Here is a 17,535-nt window from a genome sequence, read left to right as displayed (position 1 = left end):
ACATTTAGTTGTTACAAAGTGTCAATGACATGTTAGATAAACTCACAATAATTTACGATCTTTCATCGCCTGTAATGCCATCAAAACGCCATATTTAACATGAGAGTAAGTTAAGCCCCCCTGCATATACCCGATGAAAGGCTCACGGATCGGCGCGTCAGCTGATAACTCCAGGCTGCCTCCCTGAATAAATGTACCTGCCGCCATAATAACAGGATGCTCATATCCTGGCATATCCCAAGGCTCCGGCACGACATGACTATCCACGGCGGCTGCCTGCTGAATGCCTTGCACGAAAGCGATCAAATGCTCGGCTGAGCTGAATTGTACAGCCTGAATGAGATCGGTACGCGGCTCGTCCCATGCAGGTTTGGTCACAAATCCAGTAGCAGCAAACATAGCCGAAGCGAAGATGCTGCCTTTAACCGCTTGCCCCACTACTGTCGGAGCCATGTAAAGTCCTTGATAAATGCCTCGCGTTGTTCCAAGCATGGCACCAACCTCACCTCCGATGCCAGGTGCAGTCAATCGATAAGCCGCGAGCTGTACATACTTCTCTTTGCCGCATATGTATCCCCCGGTTTCTGCAAGCCCGCCGCCCGGGTTTTTGATCAATGAACCGGCCATCAGGTCTACCCCGACTTCTGTCGGCTCACGTTCCTCTGTGAATTCGCCATAACAATTATCCACAAACACGATCACGTGCGGTTTCAACGCTTTGACACGTGTCACCATCTCTTCAATTTCAGCAACGGTGAAGGAAGATCGCCAGTCATAACCACGGGAACGCTGAATGCCGATGACCTTCGTAGCAGAGGTGATCTGCTTCTCCACAGCATCCCAATCCACCGAACCCGTAGATGTCAGTGCCGTTTCAGCATATCCGATACCAAAATCACGAAGAGAACCTGTACCATCTCCGGGCTTGCCTATTACTTTATGTAACGTGTCATAAGGCTTACCTGTGATGTACAATAACTCGTCTCCAGGACGCAGCACGCCGAATAGCGCTGTACTAATTGTATGTGTTCCCGAGGCAAAATGAGGACGGACCAGTGCAGCCTCTGCACCAAACACATCGGCATACACTTCATCCAGCACCTCACGCCCCCGGTCATTATACGCATAACCCGTAGAACCAGCAAAATGATAATCACTTACTTTTCTACGTTGAAATGCATCAATAACCTTCCATTGATTGTGATCGACGATACGGTCAACCTGCTGGAGCTGACCCTCAATCTGACGTTCCACCTGATGCTGAAGCTCTACAATATTTGAATCAAACCTTGCCATCTTGCCTTCATTCCCCTTTTATCGCACGAAACTGACGTTACTAAACCATTCTCGTGTCAACTTATCACATTAGTATGTCATGAATGTTACAGTTCAATGAAATCTTCAAGTAAATAACCGTATTTCTCGTATTCACCTTTTTGCAGCTCAACCTGATAAATGACGTCATTCTCATCATATTCAGTGTCAATGACATCCCCGATCTTGTATAACACGGAGGTCAGATCACCGCGCTCAGCCGGAATACGGAAGCGTTTCGTATCTCCCGTAAGCTCAGCCTGAATCAATTCACGAATTCTGATCAGGTCTGCTGCATCCAGTGCACTTACTTTGATATGATTTTTATCCAGCGGCAGCATCTCAAGCTGCTCCGGCGTGCAGGCATCCTTTTTGTTGTACAGGACCAGCTGAGGCTTGTCCCCGGCACCAAGCTGCTGAAGTATCGCGTTAACTGTGTTGATCTGATCCTCACGCATCTCGGATGAAGCATCGACAACATGCAGGATGAGATCAGCCTCATTTACCTCTTCCAAGGTAGCACGAAAAGCCGCAACCAGATCATGAGGCAGGTTTTGAATAAAACCAACCGTATCGGTCAGCACAATTTCCTTGCCACTTGGCAGTTCCATCGTACGTGACGTTGGATCGAGTGTAGCAAAGAGCTGATCCTGAATATATACATCTGCATCCGTTAACTGCTTGAGCAGTGTGGATTTACCTGCATTCGTGTAACCCACCAGAGCCACTTGAATAATGCCCGTTTTTTTACGACGCTCCCGGTGCAGTTTACGATGACGTGTAACCTCTTCCAAATGCCGCTTCAAGTCATCAATGCGTCCACGAATATGACGGCGATCGGTCTCCAGTTTGCTTTCCCCCGGCCCTCTTGTCCCGATTCCGCCGCCCAGCCGAGACAGATTTTTACCGTGCCCGGACAACCTCGGCAGCAGATAGCTGTGCTGAGCCAGCTCTACCTGAATAATACCTTCTCGCGTGCTGGCACGTTGAGCGAAAATATCCAGAATCAGCTGGGTACGGTCGATAATTTTCAAATCCAGCGTCTCTTCCAGGTTTCGAACCTGAGCTCCCGACAACTCCTGATCAAAAATAGCTGTAGTTGCACCAAGCTCATCAGCAACGAGACGCAGCTCTTCAACCTTCCCCTTACCGATAAACCACTTCGTATCCCGTGTTTCACGATTTTGGGTTAAAACGCTAAGCACTTCGACACCTGCCGTTTCGGCAAGCTTTACAAGCTCCTGCAGGGAGTATTCATGATTAATACCTGAACGCTTGACCTCATCCGTAACCAGACTGACCAGGATTGCACGATCCTTTTTGGTCGTATCCGTATTATGTGTACCTGTTGTCATCTATAGCTTCACTCCTCTGTTCCGTCTCTGATGCCTCCGAATCCAAATGATCCCTTGGCAATGCTAAAGCCGAACCGGTTAGCCCGGCCGGCTCTGTTAAAAGGCTATTATCGCTTACTTTCGTTCAAACTTCAAATCCTCTGTACGAATAGTCATTAACTCCAGCTTGCCCGGACTTCCATCCGAGTATTGCTCCAGCAACCGAACTGCTTGATGTCTGATCGACCTCTCAATCGCATTCCTCACATATCTGGCGTTACTAAACGCATGCAGCGAATCATTTTTCTCCTGAAGAAGATGCTGCTTTAACTTGAGTATGGTCTGTGGCATCAAAATATAGTCACGTTCTTTTGCCATCATTTCAGAGATTTGAATCAACTGATCAATCGTGTAGTCTGGAAATTCAACCTGAATTGGAAAACGGGAAGGCAACCCGGGATTCGTCTGCAGAAAAAAATCAATCTCCTCCGAGTACCCGGCCAGGATCAGAATAAACTGGTTTTTGTGATCCTCCATGGACTTGACCAACGTATCGATTGCTTCCTTGCCAAAATCCTTCTCACCGCCCCGTGCAAGACTGTATGCCTCGTCGATGAATAAAATACCGCCAAGGGCCTTTTTGACCAAATCTCTGGTCTTCTGCGCCGTATGACCAATGTACTCGCCGACCAGATCGGCGCGCTCCACTTCAATCAGATGCCCTTTACTGAGCACACCCATCTTCTGGAACATTTTGGCTACAATTCTGGCGACCGTTGTTTTCCCCGTGCCGGGATTTCCTTTGAAAACCATATGATACACATGTGCCCCGCTAAGCAGACCTGCCTCTGAGCGCATCTGTGCAATCTGAAGGAAAGCATAGATTTCAAACACCAGTTCCTTGATATTTTCGAGTCCAACCAGCTGCTCCAGTTCACCTTGAATCTCCTGAAAGTGAGTGTGTTTTGTTACACTCTTGGCCGCCTGTACTGAAAGTGCTTCATCTTTTGCAAGAATTTGAGGCTCCTGGTTACGTAACACCACATTAATTTGTCTGGATGGTCTGCCTCCCGGTTGCCCTCCTGCAGCCATGACCCGTCCGTTCATTCGCCATCACCTCTATTTTATCGGGCTGATCTCTCCTGATTATTAATGTATTCTATCAGTTGCCCAGATATTAGAAGGATGTACAACAAAAATTCTGGTGAGAAGCATCACACCCTAGACCTGAATGTTTTTGCGGAACTCACCGTTCTCGAATAACGTCTGTCTATGCTTCAGTGATAACTGAAAGTATGGAAAAACATGCGCATCAATAGCGTGCAGCAGCTCCTTGGCCGTTTTGTTCGCGAGATCATAATCGCCCGTTGTAATATGTTTACGAGACAAGGCATCCTCCAGCTCATCCTCATCCAGCAAAAAAATCTCTCCGTCCTTCAGTACAACAACATCCAGGTATAGATCGTCAAACCACGGAACACCCTGATCCGTGATTCCCTGGCTGCGGCAAGTATCAATATACCACTCGATAATCCGCTGCTGATCATCAAACATCGCCGTCACAACAAAATGTTCTCCCTTCGGATAGTATTGCAGCCAGGAATATCCCTTATCCGCAATACAGAAGGTCGTGCCTCCATACGTCTTCCACAAGGGTTCTTTCAAATCCTGTATGGTATACAGCGTAATGTAACCTGTAAAAATTTTGGACTGAACGAACCGGCATGTAAATTGTCGGTTCGTAATCCGGCGCCAGTTTGCGCGATCCCCGAATTTCCGTTTCATACGAACCCCTCTTTGCCGACTGCAGATCCGCGATCTGCTTTTAGATTGGTGAACAATGATACGTCTGCTTTGAAGTCAGGACGACCAGCCTGCTCAACACAACGTATTCGAATAGTTACAGCTTACCATATTTAACGTATACACTCAAAACGAAGTCTTCTGTACAGTTTATCATGTGGCGCGCGATTTTTGATATCGTCTATCAGCCTGCCTTGCCGGCAATAAAAAACTGCTCCACCGGCGAACCGGGAAGCAGTCTCATAAAAACAAAATATTGATTTGTGAAGCAGCGGCTACTTAACCTCCTGAATCTGTTTGAGGCGTAGAAGGAGCTTCGGTCCCTCCGTTATCCCCATTGGTTCCACTATCAGGCGTGACCACTTCACCCGGGGTTGTTATGGCTCCTTCACTCGGGCCTTCACTTCCAGAGTCTGTTGTTCCCTGCCCCGGAGGTGTACCCCCGCCTGGCTGACCGTTGCCAGAGCCGTTAGCGCCATTGTTGTTTCCGTTGTTTTCATTTCCGTTTCCATTATTACCATTACCGTTATTACCATTGTCACTGCCATTTCCATTGTTGCCGTTCGGATTTCCGTTATCCGTTCCCCCGTTGTCCGGATTATCCGTTCCCGGCCCCTCTGGCTCTGTACCCGTTCCAGGTTCAGTTCCCGGATCAGGCTGCTGAGGCTCAATCTCCTGAGCTTCGATCATAAGGGAGACGGTATTGGACGGACTTGTTTCCTGACCGGATGCCAGATCATAAGCCGTTACATAGTACTCATAGGTCAGACCTGGTAATGCACTCAAATCCTGCGCACTCGTTGATCCAATAGAGTCTATCAGATGCGTAAACTGAGCTTCTGACGTCTCCTTCCGGTAGATACGATACTGTGTATTCGCATCGCCTGTTCCAGTCCAGTTCAGCGAAACCGTCTGAGTCGAAGGATTGTACGATGCGCTCAGTCCACTTACCGAAAGTTCAGGTTGCTGTGGTTCCTCTACAGGTGGTGGAGGTGCTTGACCTCCCTCAGGTGTTTTAAATTCCTTCACAGGAACACCTTTCAAAGCATCTCCCATTACCTTGGCAAAAAATGCAGCAGACAGCTTACTGCTGTTCTTAAGCATATGATTGGCATCAGGATTGTCATAGCCCATCCAGACCGCAGCGGTCCATTCTGGCGTATAACCTACGAACCAGACGTCACGGTTAGAGCTGTTACCAGCGATACCGCTCTGCACCGTACCCGTTTTACCGGCAACCGGTCGATCCAGTCGTGCAGAACGTCCCGTACCGTCATTAACTACATTTTGCAGCATCTGTGTGAGCTGGTAAGCATTTTGCTCACTCATCACACGTTTTGTCTCTGATTTATCATGTTTATACGTTGTTTTACCAGAACTATCCTGGATTTCTTTAATTGAATACGCCTGCTGGTACTCGCCCAGATTAGCAAATGCGCTGTATGCCTGAGCCATCTCCAGTGTATTCGTCCCTTTGCTCAGACCCCCAAGAGCGATAGCCAGGTTTTTATCCTGATCCGTCAGCTGAATACCTACACTTTTCGCAAAATTAACCCCGGTATTCACCCCGATCTTATCCAGCAGCCAGACGGCCGGGATATTTTCGGACTTCGTAATAGCATCCGTCATACTGATCGTAGAGGAGTAACCATGCAGGTTGCCCGGACAGTAGTTGCCGAAACATTGCTTTTCATTGCTAAGCGGTGAATTGGCACTGTATTTCCCTGTCTCCAGCGCCGGTGCATAGGATACGATCGGTTTAAAGGCAGACCCCGGCTGTCTACGGCTTTGCGTTACCCGGCTGTAACCTTTTGTCTGATAATCACGACCACCCAGCAGTGCAACGAGACTACCGTTCTCATGGTTCATAATAACCATCGAGCCTTGAACCTGCTGGTCGTCCTTGCTTGCCTCAAACAAACTGTCATCAGAGAACGCATTCTCCATTGCGGTTTGAGCCTGTGCATCCATCGTAGTAAAGATTTTAAATCCGCCGATATTCAGATCATCTTCTGTCATGCCTGTAACACGTTCCGCTTCACGCAGAACATAGTCAATGAAAGCTTGATATTTTCTATCCTTCTCAGGCGGAGTATATTTGTAATCCACTGCCTTGGCTTTGTTCATCTCTGCCTCGGTGATATAACCTTGCTCATACATTAATTGCAGCACTACACCGCGGCGTGCTTTAGAATCATTTGGATTGCTCAGCGGGTTATATGCAGATGGCCCTTTAGGCATTGCAGCCAATGTAGCGATCTCCCACAGGTCCAAATCTTTCAAATCGCTTTTTCCAAAATAAAATTCCGATGCTGCCTTAATCCCGTAACGCTGATGACCAAAGAAAATTCGGTTCAGGTACATTGTCAAAATCTCATCTTTGGAAAATTTACGTTCCAGCGCCATTGCAATCGACACTTCCGTCGCTTTTCGGAAGAAGGTCTTGTCACGTGACAGGAACATATTTTTAGCCAGCTGCTGGGTCAGCGTACTGCCGCCCTCTACCATGGAACGTGCCATGATATCTTTCACAGCTGCCCGGCCAATGGACCAGATATCTACACCCTGATGCTCATAGAAGCGCCGATCCTCCGTTGCGACAAAGGCTTCCTTGACCAGTTTAGGAATATCATCAGATTCCACAGGCTCCAGTTTTTTGATTGAGAGCTCACCCATGATATTACCGTTACGGTCATATACTTTCGAAGTTTCATTAATTGTTGTTTTGTCCATGTTGGCTGTAAGCAGACGCTCACCGCTGATCAAAATAAACAAATATCCGCCTAGCGCACAAAATATAGCAATGGCCATGGTGAAAAACAACGTCCATCCAACGCGTTTACCCGTAATTTTTTTCTTTTTAGAGGTCTTTGGCTTCGCTTTTTGGTTTGACTTGTTGTTGGTGTTGCGATTATTAGACCTCGATAACGGATCGTTTGGCATGTTACCTCCTGACTCCCTTTCACTTGCATGTTTTCTATTTTTCTGGCAGCACAAGCTTATATTAAGCCTATTTTGCCCGGAATGAAAAGAACAACCCATATTAGGTTGCTCTGTTCACTTCCTATACATCTAGACGAAATGGTTTGATAAAAGGTTTCGGAATTTTTAAGCTTCGCCGCCGTTGTCCTGCTGCATCAGCGATACGCTGCGTTGCGGCGTGAACGTGGAGATGGCATGCTTGTAGACCATTTGCTGGCGTCCGTCGCTGTCAATGACGATCGTAAAATTGTCAAATGCTTTGATCGTCCCGCGGATCTGGAAGCCATTGGTCAAATAGACCGTAGCCGGAATATTTTCTTTCCGCAGTTGGTTCAAGAACGTATCTTGGATGTTGATGGACTTGTTCATTAGCCGTACCCCCATTGGTTCATTTGAATTCATAGTGTAAGTAATATTCAATATCGCTGAGTAGCTTTCGTGCTATTATATCATGAACAGTTTCATATAATCCACAAAAACCCCTTGTCCCCCGTTCTACCACTCCATTCGTAGCAGTTTTAAATTAGAAGACTTATCCATTATACACCGCCTTACAGATTTGCAAAAGAGGGACAATTTCGAAACAAAAATCACTTAACAATGATTTATCGACAAATAATATCCATGTCATTCATCATATCTAGAGCAGCAATGACACTTAAATCTTATCCTCTATGATCCGGTTTGAATCATGTGGATTATTTTTTTTATATTCATAGCAAGAGAATAACCTAAAAAAACCTCCTCCTTTTCTTGGAAAAGCAAGAGGTATCTTCTAATCAAAATCAAGTAAATTGACGTGTAATCATTTCACTGACTTGTCTGTAATTCCCTTCAAAATTACCAGTATCCGTCACATCTACCCACTGAATATCTTTCATATGACGGAACCATGACAGCTGCCGCTTGGCAAAGCGGCGTGTATCCCGTTTCAACCACTCCACCGCAGCCTCCCAGCTCACTTCACCTTGCAGGTACGCGGCAATCTCTTTGTATCCCAGGCCCTGCATCGAAATATGCCCTCTCGCTACTCCGCGCTCCAGCAGCGCCTTCACTTCATCCACAAGTCCCTGCTCAATCATCAGATCGATTCGTTCCTCAACACGGGCATACAACTTCTGACGATCCATCGTAAGACCTACAATAAGCAGATCGTAAGGTGACTCTTTTTTCTGCACCGCAAGCTGTTCCGACCATTTTTCACCCGTCAGATGAAAGATTTCAAGTGCACGGACAATCCGCCGCTGATCATTCGGATGAAGACGTTCCGCACTGGCTGGATCAACTTCACTTAACCGATCATGAAGCGCCTGAGCTCCATGCTGCTGTGCATAACTGAACTGTTCCTCCCTGAACGCCTCGTCCGAACCGCTATCCGAAAACTGAAACCCATAACAGACCGATTCCACATACAATCCCGTGCCGCCAACGATAAAGGGCAACTTACCTCGTCCATGAATCTCAGGAATCAGACGTGTGCAGCTCTCCTGAAACTCCGCAACGGAATACGGATATTCCGGTTCATGAATGTCAATCAGATGATGAGGAATGCCCTTCATTTCCTCGGGTGTAATTTTTGCGGTACCAATATCCATTTCCCGATAAACTTGCATCGAATCTCCCGAGATGATCTCACAGTTAAAAGCCTGTGCCAGCTCGATGCTTAATCTCGTTTTACCTACTGCCGTTGGTCCGACCAGCACCAGCAGCTTGGGTTTTTGTTCAACTTCCGCTCTCAACATTAATCACTCCGTACAACGTTTTTGCATTGGCCCGATCCAGCACCTGGAATCCAAGTCGGTCAAACTCTGCGCTGCCGCGTTTTTCTTTCATCACTACCCGCTTGCGGGCGACTCTTTTGGCCTCCACAATACTTTCTTCTGCTAATGCATGCGCATTCGCATAGTTTCGCAAAGGTTTGATTGCACTCGAATCCATCATAGGCTCACGGAACATCGGATCAAAATAAACGGTGTCACAGCTCCGATCCGGCAAGGACCGAAGCAATTCCAGATGATCCTGATTACGAAGCTCAATCCGCCGAAAGGCTTGATCGATATCAGACTCGTTGCTCTCATAATGAGACATGCCATCCAGCAGCAAGGTATATAGCGCTTCGGAACTTTCACATGCAATGACATGTCCTTGTACACCTGTCGCGACCGCGAATACCAGGGAATCCGAACCCAGACCAGCCGTGCAATCCACAACCGTATCTCCTTCAATGACAGCACCAGCTTCCAGCATGGGGTCAGGCTCTCCCCTTAATACACGTTTGGCGCGTACAAACCCCATACTCGGGTGAAATTCAAGCTCTGATGCATCCTTACGGAACAAGCGCGCTCTCCCTTTCAGCACCACCAGAATTTCCTGAATACCATATCGCTCAAGCAATTTGGGCAGAGAAGTTCTGCTGCGCGGGACGTAAGTGCCTCCAGTCGCAGCAGCCAGCGCACGCGCACGCTCCACCAGCGAGGACGCCTCTTTGTCACCCGTCGTTATATACATAATATCCCCCTATAAAACTACATCACTCGTTTAAATAATTTCTCCAGATCATACGTTGAAAATGAAATCACAATCGGCCGTCCATGCGGACACGTATATGGCTGACGACATGCCCCCAGGCGTTGGATCAACACCTCTGCCTCCTGGTCGGTCAGCTTCTGATTCGCTTTAATAGACGCTTTACAGGAACACATAATCGAAGCTGCTTCACGCATCTTCGCCACATCAATGCTGCGCTCACTGAGAACCCATTCCGACATCTCTTCAATAATGTCCTTCTCGTCCCCTTGCGGGAACCAGTACGGATGAGAACGTACACGGAACGTCTGCCCGCCAAAATGCTCCAGATACACTCCCGCCTGTTCAAACCAGGAAAGTCTCGCTTTCAGCTTTTCAGTCTCCGAAGGTGTGAATTCAAGTGTAATCGGCAGCAGCAGCTCCTGAGAAGCTTGAGCCGGATTGCCAAACTTCTCATAATAGTATTCATAATTTACCCGCTCGTGGGCCGCATGCTGGTCGATCAAATACAAACCTTCATCGTTCTGGGCAATCAGATATGTTCCGTGATGCTGTCCAATCAGACTTAACTCAGGAAACGCAGGCATGGATGGGTCGGTTTGCATGGCAGCGGCCAGCTTGGCGGGATCAGGCATCGATGTATTTTTCCAGCCCCGATCTCCTCTTTGTGCAGCACTCGAAGAATACGACATACGGCTCTCTCTTACAGGATTGCTGTAAGAAGACGCACGATAGCCCTCTGCTCGCGTTTTTCCGGCTTCTCCGCCTTCAACACCTTTCGATTCCCCATCTGGTTCGATCAACGCCTTGCTTGAACTTCCATCAGACTGTTTCGTCTTACTGGAAGGATTGGCTTGATGCAGCTCAGCACCATTTAGCTGGTCCATCAAGCCATATGCAGGAGTTGTCTCTGGCGGCGCTTCAGGTAAAGGAGGAGATATCACACCCGCATCGTCAGAAAACCTCTGATCCGATTTCAATTGCGATTTCTCTTCCTGTTTCTGATCAAGCACTGCTCCTGGCTCCGCAGGTGCATCCAGGTCCGAATGATCATCCTCTGCGATTTTTGTATTTGGTTCCACTCGCCCAAGGGGCCCTTCTTGACTATAACCTTCACTGGTTTCCTGCTCTTTCACCAGCCCTCTTGGAAACAGAAACTGCTCCTGAATAAACGAGCTGTCATCTCCGCGCCTGATCTGCTGCTTGCGTACCTGCGGAATAAGCACCTCCTGCCGCAAAATGCCCCGCAATGTCGTTTCCACAAATTCGTACAGCTCTGCCTCTTTACTGAAGCGAACCTCCAGCTTTGCCGGATGTACGTTCACGTCTACCAGTGAGGGATGCATCTCCAGCTGCAATACAACCAGTGGAAAACGATTGATGGGCAGCAGCGTATGATAAGCTTTCAGAATAGCCTGATTCAATCCGTAGTTGCGAATATATCGACCATTCACAATGGTAGACATCCCCGCACGGTTCGCGCGCGTCCATTCCGGCAGGCTGATCAGACCGCCGATCTTGTAATCCAGATTTTCGCCTTGAGCAGGCAGCATTGCTTTCGCTGCGCTCGTTCCATAGATCGCCGCGACAACTTGTAACAAATCCCCATTGCCCAGCGTCTGAAGCAGCGTATTTTCATTGTGTCGAAGTGTAAAAGAGATATGAGGATGGGACATCGCCATCCGATATAACACATCCGAGATGTGCCCCAGCTCGGTCTGGATCGTTTTCATATACTTGAGCCTTGCGGGTGTATTATAAAATAGCTCCTTCACCACAAACTCCGTGCCCTGCGGTGAAGCAGCATCTTCGTGCTCGCACAGCTTGCCGCCTTCGATCACAATTCGCCGCCCTCGCCCGTCGTCTCCGCTGGCAGTCAGCACCTCCACCTTGGAGACTGCTGCAATACTGGGCAGCGCCTCTCCGCGGAAACCAAGACTGGTGATCTGAAACAGGTCACGGCCATGCGTTATTTTACTGGTCGCATGACGATAAAAGGCCGTCTCCAGATCATCCGGCTCAATGCCCGAGCCGTTATCCTTCACCCGGATGCGAAGCAGCCCGCCTTCCTCGACTGCAACCTCAATCTTTGTGGCTCCCGCATCGACTGCATTTTCGAGCAGCTCCTTCACGACCGAAGCAGGCCGCTCTACAACTTCACCTGCCGCAATCTGGTTGGCAATATGTTCATCAAGCACATGGATTTTTGCCACAGATTCTCCTCCTCCCGGTGACTCAGGATAATTGCTGTGCCTTCATTTTAAGCTCGTTTAATACCTGCATCGCCTGTAAAGGTGTCATATTCATAACATCAATGTCTTTCATATGACGGATCAACTCACGCGCAGGTTTATCCTCCACCACCACAGCCTGTGGAGACTGTATAGCTTCCGGCTCCTCTTCATCAAAGATGGACAACTGCACGACCTGCTGTGATCCCTGACCGAAAGGAGTTTTCAAACCAGAATTCTCATGGTTATCATTGGCATAAGAGACTTCATGCTCCAGCTCTCTTGTCAGCTCCTGCAGTTCTGCAGCACTCGTCGATGCCAGCTCCGTTTCAACGCCTGAAGCCGCTCCATCTACATTCCGTTCCCGAATCCATGACTCCTTGCCATCGCCATCAGTAGATGCAGCTGCCCCGGAGCCCGGTGTTGATGTTTGCTGTGCAGTCTGCTGTTTATTCTCACTTATGAACTCACTGCCAACCGCCACTTGTGAAGCCGCTTGTTCGAACCCGTGCAGCAGTCCGTTAGCACGCTCGATGATGCTGTCAGGCAGACCTGCAAGCCGGGCACAGTAAATACCGTAGCTGCTGCTCGCCGCTCCCGCAATCAGCTTGCGCAGAAAGTTCACCTTATCCCCGCTCTCCTGTACCGCCATCGAATAGTTAGCCAGCTTGTCCAGACTTTCCTCCAGATGAGCCAGCTCATGGAAGTGTGTGGATACGAGCGCCTTACAACCGATCACATCATGCACATATTCAATAACCGACTGGGCAATTGCCATCCCCTCACTGGTCGAGGTTCCGCGGCCCAGCTCATCGATGATGATCAAGCTGCGCGGGGTTGCTTTTTCCGTCATCACCTGAATATCAGCCATCTCTACCATAAACGTACTTTGTCCGCCGATCAGATCATCCGCCGCACCGATCCGCGTAAAGATTCGGTCCATAATAGGCACTTCCGCCTGTCCCGCCGGTACAAAACATCCGATCTGTGCCAGTATCGAAATCAGCGCCACCTGTCTCATATACGTGCTTTTTCCCGCCATATTCGGTCCGGTAATCAGCAGAATACGTGCTTCTTCCTCAGTCATCGCCGTATGGTTGGCTATAAAAGCTCCATCCCGCATCACTGCCTCGACGACCGGATGACGCCCCTGCTCAACAATAAGATTATAGCCATCCGTTAACACAGGCTTCACAAAATTACGCTCCGCACTAATTACTGCAAACGATTGATAGACATCAATCTCGGCCACCTGCTCGGCAAGCTTCTGCAGCCTTGCAATCTCCTGATTGAGACGATCACGCAGCTCTGCAAATAGGCTGTACTCAATGTCCACCATTTTATCCTGTGCCTCAAGAATCAGGGTCTCCTTCTCTTTCAGTTCAGGTGTAATGTAACGTTCAGCGTTAGCAAGTGTTTGTTTGCGTTCATATCGTCCTTCAGGCAATGAAGCCAGATTAGACTTCGTAATTTCGATATAATATCCGAACACTTTGTTGTACCCGATCTTCAGCGAGCGAATGCCTGTCGCTTCACGTTCTCTGGCTTCGAGCTCAGCAATCCATTGTTTGCCGTTCACCGAAGCCTCCCGCAGCTCATCCAGACGATCGTGATACCCTTCGCGAATAAGTCCGCCGTCTCTGACCGACACTGGCGGCTCATCCACAATCGCCTGTCCGATCGCATCACGCAGATCAGCACAATCGTCCATCATTTCGGCAATATGCCGAAGCGTCGAAGAAGACGAATTCGCACAGTGCTGGCGCAGACTCGGAATTTTGTCCAGCGATGATCTGAGCGCATTCAGATCACGTCCATTGGCATTACCAAAAGCAATGCGGCCCACCAGCCGTTCCAGATCATAGATATCTTTGAGCTCGGCCCGCAGATCCTCACGCAAAATAAACTGGTTGTACAACGTATCTACCGCTTCCAGCCGCTCGTTAATTTTTCCTTTCTGCAAAAGAGGTTTATCCACCCAGCGCCGCATCATGCGCGCTCCCATAGACGTCTCCGTACGGTCCAGCAGCCACAGCAGCGAGCCCTTCTTCGAACGTTCGCGTACCGTCTCCACCAGCTCCAGATTACGGCGTGTAAACGGGTCCAGTATCATATAATGGTCAGGTTCATACGTAGATATTTGTGTCAATTGCCCCAGCGAGCGCTTCTGTGTTTCACTCAGATAAGAAAACAGCCGGGCAACACATGCCTGACGTTCAGGCTCCAATCTTGCCCACACGGATTCGCCAAACTGCTGACGCACAAGGTCCTCCTTGCTCTTGGTCCAGGCGGTGTAGACTACCGGGCGTCCAATCGGAGATGACTCCGATTCTACAAGCTCCAGCAGAGCGGCATCCCCCACAAGCTCGGATGGCTCATAGATGCCAATCTCATCCTTCAGCCATTCCTTGGAATACGGGACAGATGTGACGTAAAGCTCCCCTGTAGACAGGTCGCAAGCCGCCAGCGCAAGTGTGTTCTGATTACCGGTCAGACATACCATATAGTTGTTGGACTTGTCTCCGAGCGTTTTGCCTTCCATCACCGTACCCGGTGTAACTACACGAACGATCTCCCGGCGTACCATGCCCTTCGTTACATTCGGGTCCTCCATCTGCTCACAGATTGCAACTTTATATCCCTTCTCGATCAGACGCTGTATGTAATTTTCAGCCGAATGATATGGCACGCCGCACATGGGAATCTTGTCATCTGTTCCACCGTTACGTGCTGTTAAGGTAATCTCCAGTTCTCGAGCCGCATTGATCGCATCATCGAAAAACATTTCATAGAAATCACCTAATCTGAAAAAAAGAAAAGCATCCTGTGCTTCGGCCTTTACCTTCAAATATTGTTGAATCATTGGCGTGTACTGAGCCATGATATTGTTCCACCATCCGTTCCTGTGATGTCAGAAAGCAAGCCCCCTGGAAGCCAATAAGGCGTCAGGCACCTGGATGCACCTCCGCCTTATGTGTAGGCTATACACTGTTTTCTTCAAGGGCTTACCTCTTACCTGATTTAAATCTTCTTATAGGGCGTTCTGACTCAAATCTTCTTCATTAAGGACATTCTGATTCAAATCTTCATTAAGGACATTCTGATTCAAATCTTCATTAAGCGCGTTCTGACTCAAATCTTCATTAAGCGCGTTCTGACTCAAATCTTCATTAAGCGCGTTCTGCTCCCCGACTTTACAACTTCTTGCCTCTTTGCTTCCTATCAGTCATATGTTGACGTTAGAAAAGTCCTGTTTTTCATTATAACAAAAAAAAGCTGCTTCTTCATGAGCCTGCCCGAATATTCCATAGTTTACGGATATCCCGGCTCTCGTCCCAGGTCTGGCCCCGTTTACACAGCCGCATCAACGGCGCTGCATACCGCTCGTAACGCGCATATTCGCTCAACTGCCTGAGCTCATCCATCAGCGAGGGCACATAAGGCATCATGATTTCACGCCGCCCTTCATAGAACGCCGAATGAACCTTCGCCTCCGCCAGAGGACGCTGCTTCAACTGATCGTAGCTGCAAGCAATCAGCCCTGCTATAGCAACAACTCCTTTGGCTACAACCGGAGAGATAAGAAAACTGGGAAGAGTTCGATACTCGAAGCCGCCATAGGATTTCAGGCGAAAATCACCCAATGCCCCATACCTTGGACGTCTGCCCGATCCACGCGGGTCCTGCAGCACCGCCAGCGGCAGCGCCAAATAATTATCCAGAGCACGAAGTAATCCACCCGTCAGCTGCACGCCGCTAAAATGAATATGTCCTCCCAGCGGTAGCCCCCGCTGCGGCATGCCGCCCGCCTGCCAGACCAAGGATGAATCACTGATGCTGCGCGAAGCTGCCGCGAAGGCACGCATCAGATGTGTTAACAGCTCACGCGGCTCCGCACTAGGTGCTGGCCTCAGCTCTGCGACGGGATATACACGTCTGCCGCCGATCGTCACCGAATCACAGCCTGCCACACCCGTACGCTCAAGAAAACGCGAAGCAGGCACAATTTTGGATTCAGGCATCTGCACAAGTAAAAACTCGGGGTCCATGCCCATTACAGGCGCTCGGCTAGATTGCTTCTCCTCGTTTAATGCCGCTTGATGCAGTTGCCAGCTATTCCTGTACATTGCACCAAGCTCCCCGTCACCTTTCCACGGATCTGGATCAACTCCAGTTACAGCGCAGCCGCCATTACCTGAAGCCTCCAGGCGAACAGCCCCATGTTCCAGCCCTAGCGTATATAATGACTTGATCGCAAGGCGTTCCACCCGTTTATAGACCGATGAAGACGTTTCACGATCCAGCTCTTGCTCCTGCTTGGCGCCCATACCACTTGTATCCTTGCGTCGGATGCGAATCGCCTCAAGACAGCTGACATGCACATCGTATCGCACACGAAGCCCAGGCCCCCGCCTTCGCTGCTCACTGGTGGACAGCACCTCGATTCCCGCCTGCTTCAACCGTGCCATCCGTTCACCGGAGCTTAGCTGTGCGTATGCCTGGACTGCTTCTTCAGCTTGTTGCATGACGTTCATCTCGTCCCTCCTTCCTCACTTCTCCTATTTGACCTTTCTTTCATCAAAAAAGACCCCACAGCTGTGGAGCCTTCCCGTCAAGGTTCTTCTTCAGGCCAGTTCAGGCTTGCCACAACCCATTTTTCATACTTTATGAAAGAAAGAGGGCTTCCGCCCTCTTCATCGCACCTTATGGTGCATATAATACCTCAGGTTAAGATACACACCTTCAAGCAATCGCGGGATGAGTGATTTACAGCTCATCATCCAGCAGGTCCGGATCGAGATCATCGTAGTCTCCATCGCCACTGCCATAGTCGTAATCCTTGTCTTCGTAATCACCGCAGCCATCCGTGCACACCTTCACACAGACTTTCGTTTCAGCCACGAGCTCTACAGCGAATTCCCGCTCAACCCGGATAATTACGCTGCCGCCGCCCGCAGACACTGTGGCTTCCACACAGCTCGGCTCCTGCGTTGCATCCGCAGAGACCTCGACCGTGGAAGTCCGGTGTTTCGGGTCCAGATAGGACAAAGGCACATGTTCTACATACGATACCGTTTCTTTGGCTACATCCGTCTGTGAATTTTTGTCATAGGAATACCAAATGTTGATATCGTAAGTACCAATAACTTCAATTCCGTCCCCCGCTGATACGGCTTCATACTGGTGGTTGATAATCCAAGCCCCCAAAATACTGGTCGGACCATTAGGCGGAGTCACGGTATGTGTTACGGTAGAGAACTTACGACCTTTGCCGCAGATCGCCTTCGTGATAATCTCTCTACATTGATGTTTATGACTCAATGACATCTTTAAACCTCCTCCAT

At 49.1% G+C, this 17,535-nt stretch carries 12 protein-coding genes; all 12 read right to left on the bottom strand.

Annotation, left to right across the window (positions count from 1 at the left end):
- Window positions 1-42 precede the first annotated feature (42 nt).
- Entirely contained in the window at window positions 43-1,296 is a 1,254-nt protein-coding gene (locus tag HNR77_RS20750; RefSeq protein WP_184188565.1) for a methionine gamma-lyase family protein, read from the bottom strand.
- An 86-nt stretch (window positions 1,297-1,382) separates the two neighbouring features.
- A complete protein-coding gene (gene hflX, locus HNR77_RS20745; protein WP_184188562.1) occupies window positions 1,383-2,669 on the bottom strand; it encodes a GTPase HflX in 1,287 nt (428 codons plus the stop codon).
- A gap of 114 nt (window positions 2,670-2,783) precedes the next feature.
- Window positions 2,784-3,755 carry an AAA family ATPase gene (locus HNR77_RS20740; RefSeq protein WP_184188559.1) on the bottom strand — a complete coding sequence of 324 codons (972 nt, stop codon included), beginning with the start codon at window positions 3,753-3,755 and terminating at the stop codon, window positions 2,784-2,786.
- A 114-nt stretch (window positions 3,756-3,869) separates the two neighbouring features.
- A complete protein-coding gene (locus HNR77_RS20735; protein ID WP_111273673.1) occupies window positions 3,870-4,433 on the bottom strand; it encodes a ribonuclease FAU-1 family protein in 564 nt (187 codons plus the stop codon).
- Between the two features lie 297 nt (window positions 4,434-4,730).
- Window positions 4,731-7,394, bottom strand: coding sequence for a transglycosylase domain-containing protein (locus HNR77_RS20730; RefSeq protein ID WP_184188556.1), 2,664 nt, complete (start codon window positions 7,392-7,394; stop codon window positions 4,731-4,733).
- 165 nt (window positions 7,395-7,559) lie between these two features.
- A complete protein-coding gene (gene hfq / locus HNR77_RS20725; RefSeq protein ID WP_090916826.1) occupies window positions 7,560-7,802 on the bottom strand; it encodes an RNA chaperone Hfq in 243 nt (80 codons plus the stop codon).
- 416 nt (window positions 7,803-8,218) lie between these two features.
- Window positions 8,219-9,175: a tRNA (adenosine(37)-N6)-dimethylallyltransferase MiaA gene (miaA, locus tag HNR77_RS20720; RefSeq protein ID WP_184188553.1), complete on the bottom strand. Its 957-nt coding sequence runs from the start codon at window positions 9,173-9,175 to the stop codon at window positions 8,219-8,221.
- The gene (locus tag HNR77_RS20715; RefSeq protein ID WP_184188551.1) at window positions 9,156-9,941 is read right to left on the bottom strand and encodes a class I SAM-dependent methyltransferase; all 786 of its coding nucleotides are present in this window, start codon (window positions 9,939-9,941) and stop codon (window positions 9,156-9,158) included. Before HNR77_RS20715 ends, miaA begins: the two co-directional genes overlap by 20 nt.
- A gap of 17 nt (window positions 9,942-9,958) precedes the next feature.
- Window positions 9,959-12,172, bottom strand: coding sequence for a DNA mismatch repair endonuclease MutL (gene mutL / locus HNR77_RS20710; protein ID WP_184188548.1), 2,214 nt, complete (start codon window positions 12,170-12,172; stop codon window positions 9,959-9,961).
- 22 nt (window positions 12,173-12,194) lie between these two features.
- Window positions 12,195-15,071, bottom strand: coding sequence for a DNA mismatch repair protein MutS (gene mutS, locus HNR77_RS20705; protein ID WP_184188545.1), 2,877 nt, complete (start codon window positions 15,069-15,071; stop codon window positions 12,195-12,197).
- A 403-nt stretch (window positions 15,072-15,474) separates the two neighbouring features.
- On the bottom strand, window positions 15,475-16,725 hold the full coding sequence (locus HNR77_RS20700) for a putative amidoligase domain-containing protein (RefSeq protein ID WP_260410733.1): 1,251 nt from the start codon (window positions 16,723-16,725) through the stop codon (window positions 15,475-15,477).
- Window positions 16,726-16,957: 232 nt separating this feature from the next.
- Window positions 16,958-17,518, bottom strand: a complete 561-nt coding sequence (locus HNR77_RS20695) for an outer spore coat protein CotE (protein ID WP_111273679.1) — start codon at window positions 17,516-17,518, stop codon at window positions 16,958-16,960.
- Window positions 17,519-17,535: the final 17 nt, after the last annotated feature.

The organism is Paenibacillus sp. JGP012 (assembly GCF_014203995.1).
In the GTDB taxonomy this organism is placed as follows: Bacteria; Bacillota; Bacilli; order Paenibacillales; family Paenibacillaceae; genus Paenibacillus; species Paenibacillus silvae.
Note: the sequence above shows the minus strand (reverse complement) of the source record. Positions and strands in the feature narration are given on the sequence as shown.

Coding starts and splice junctions, on each gene's coding strand:
- HNR77_RS20730 (WP_184188556.1), bottom strand. CDS start 7,394: ATGCCAAACGATCCGTTATCGAGGTCTAATAATCGCAACACCAACAAC.
- hflX (WP_184188562.1), bottom strand. CDS start 2,669: ATGACAACAGGTACACATAATACGGATACGACCAAAAAGGATCGTGCA.
- HNR77_RS20700 (WP_260410733.1), bottom strand. CDS start 16,725: ATGAACGTCATGCAACAAGCTGAAGAAGCAGTCCAGGCATACGCACAG.
- HNR77_RS20740 (WP_184188559.1), bottom strand. CDS start 3,755: ATGAACGGACGGGTCATGGCTGCAGGAGGGCAACCGGGAGGCAGACCA.
- hfq (WP_090916826.1), bottom strand. CDS start 7,802: ATGAACAAGTCCATCAACATCCAAGATACGTTCTTGAACCAACTGCGG.
- HNR77_RS20750 (WP_184188565.1), bottom strand. CDS start 1,296: ATGGCAAGGTTTGATTCAAATATTGTAGAGCTTCAGCATCAGGTGGAA.
- HNR77_RS20735 (WP_111273673.1), bottom strand. CDS start 4,433: ATGAAACGGAAATTCGGGGATCGCGCAAACTGGCGCCGGATTACGAAC.
- miaA (WP_184188553.1), bottom strand. CDS start 9,175: ATGTTGAGAGCGGAAGTTGAACAAAAACCCAAGCTGCTGGTGCTGGTC.
- HNR77_RS20715 (WP_184188551.1), bottom strand. CDS start 9,941: ATGTATATAACGACGGGTGACAAAGAGGCGTCCTCGCTGGTGGAGCGT.
- HNR77_RS20695 (WP_111273679.1), bottom strand. CDS start 17,518: ATGTCATTGAGTCATAAACATCAATGTAGAGAGATTATCACGAAGGCG.
- mutS (WP_184188545.1), bottom strand. CDS start 15,071: ATGGCTCAGTACACGCCAATGATTCAACAATATTTGAAGGTAAAGGCC.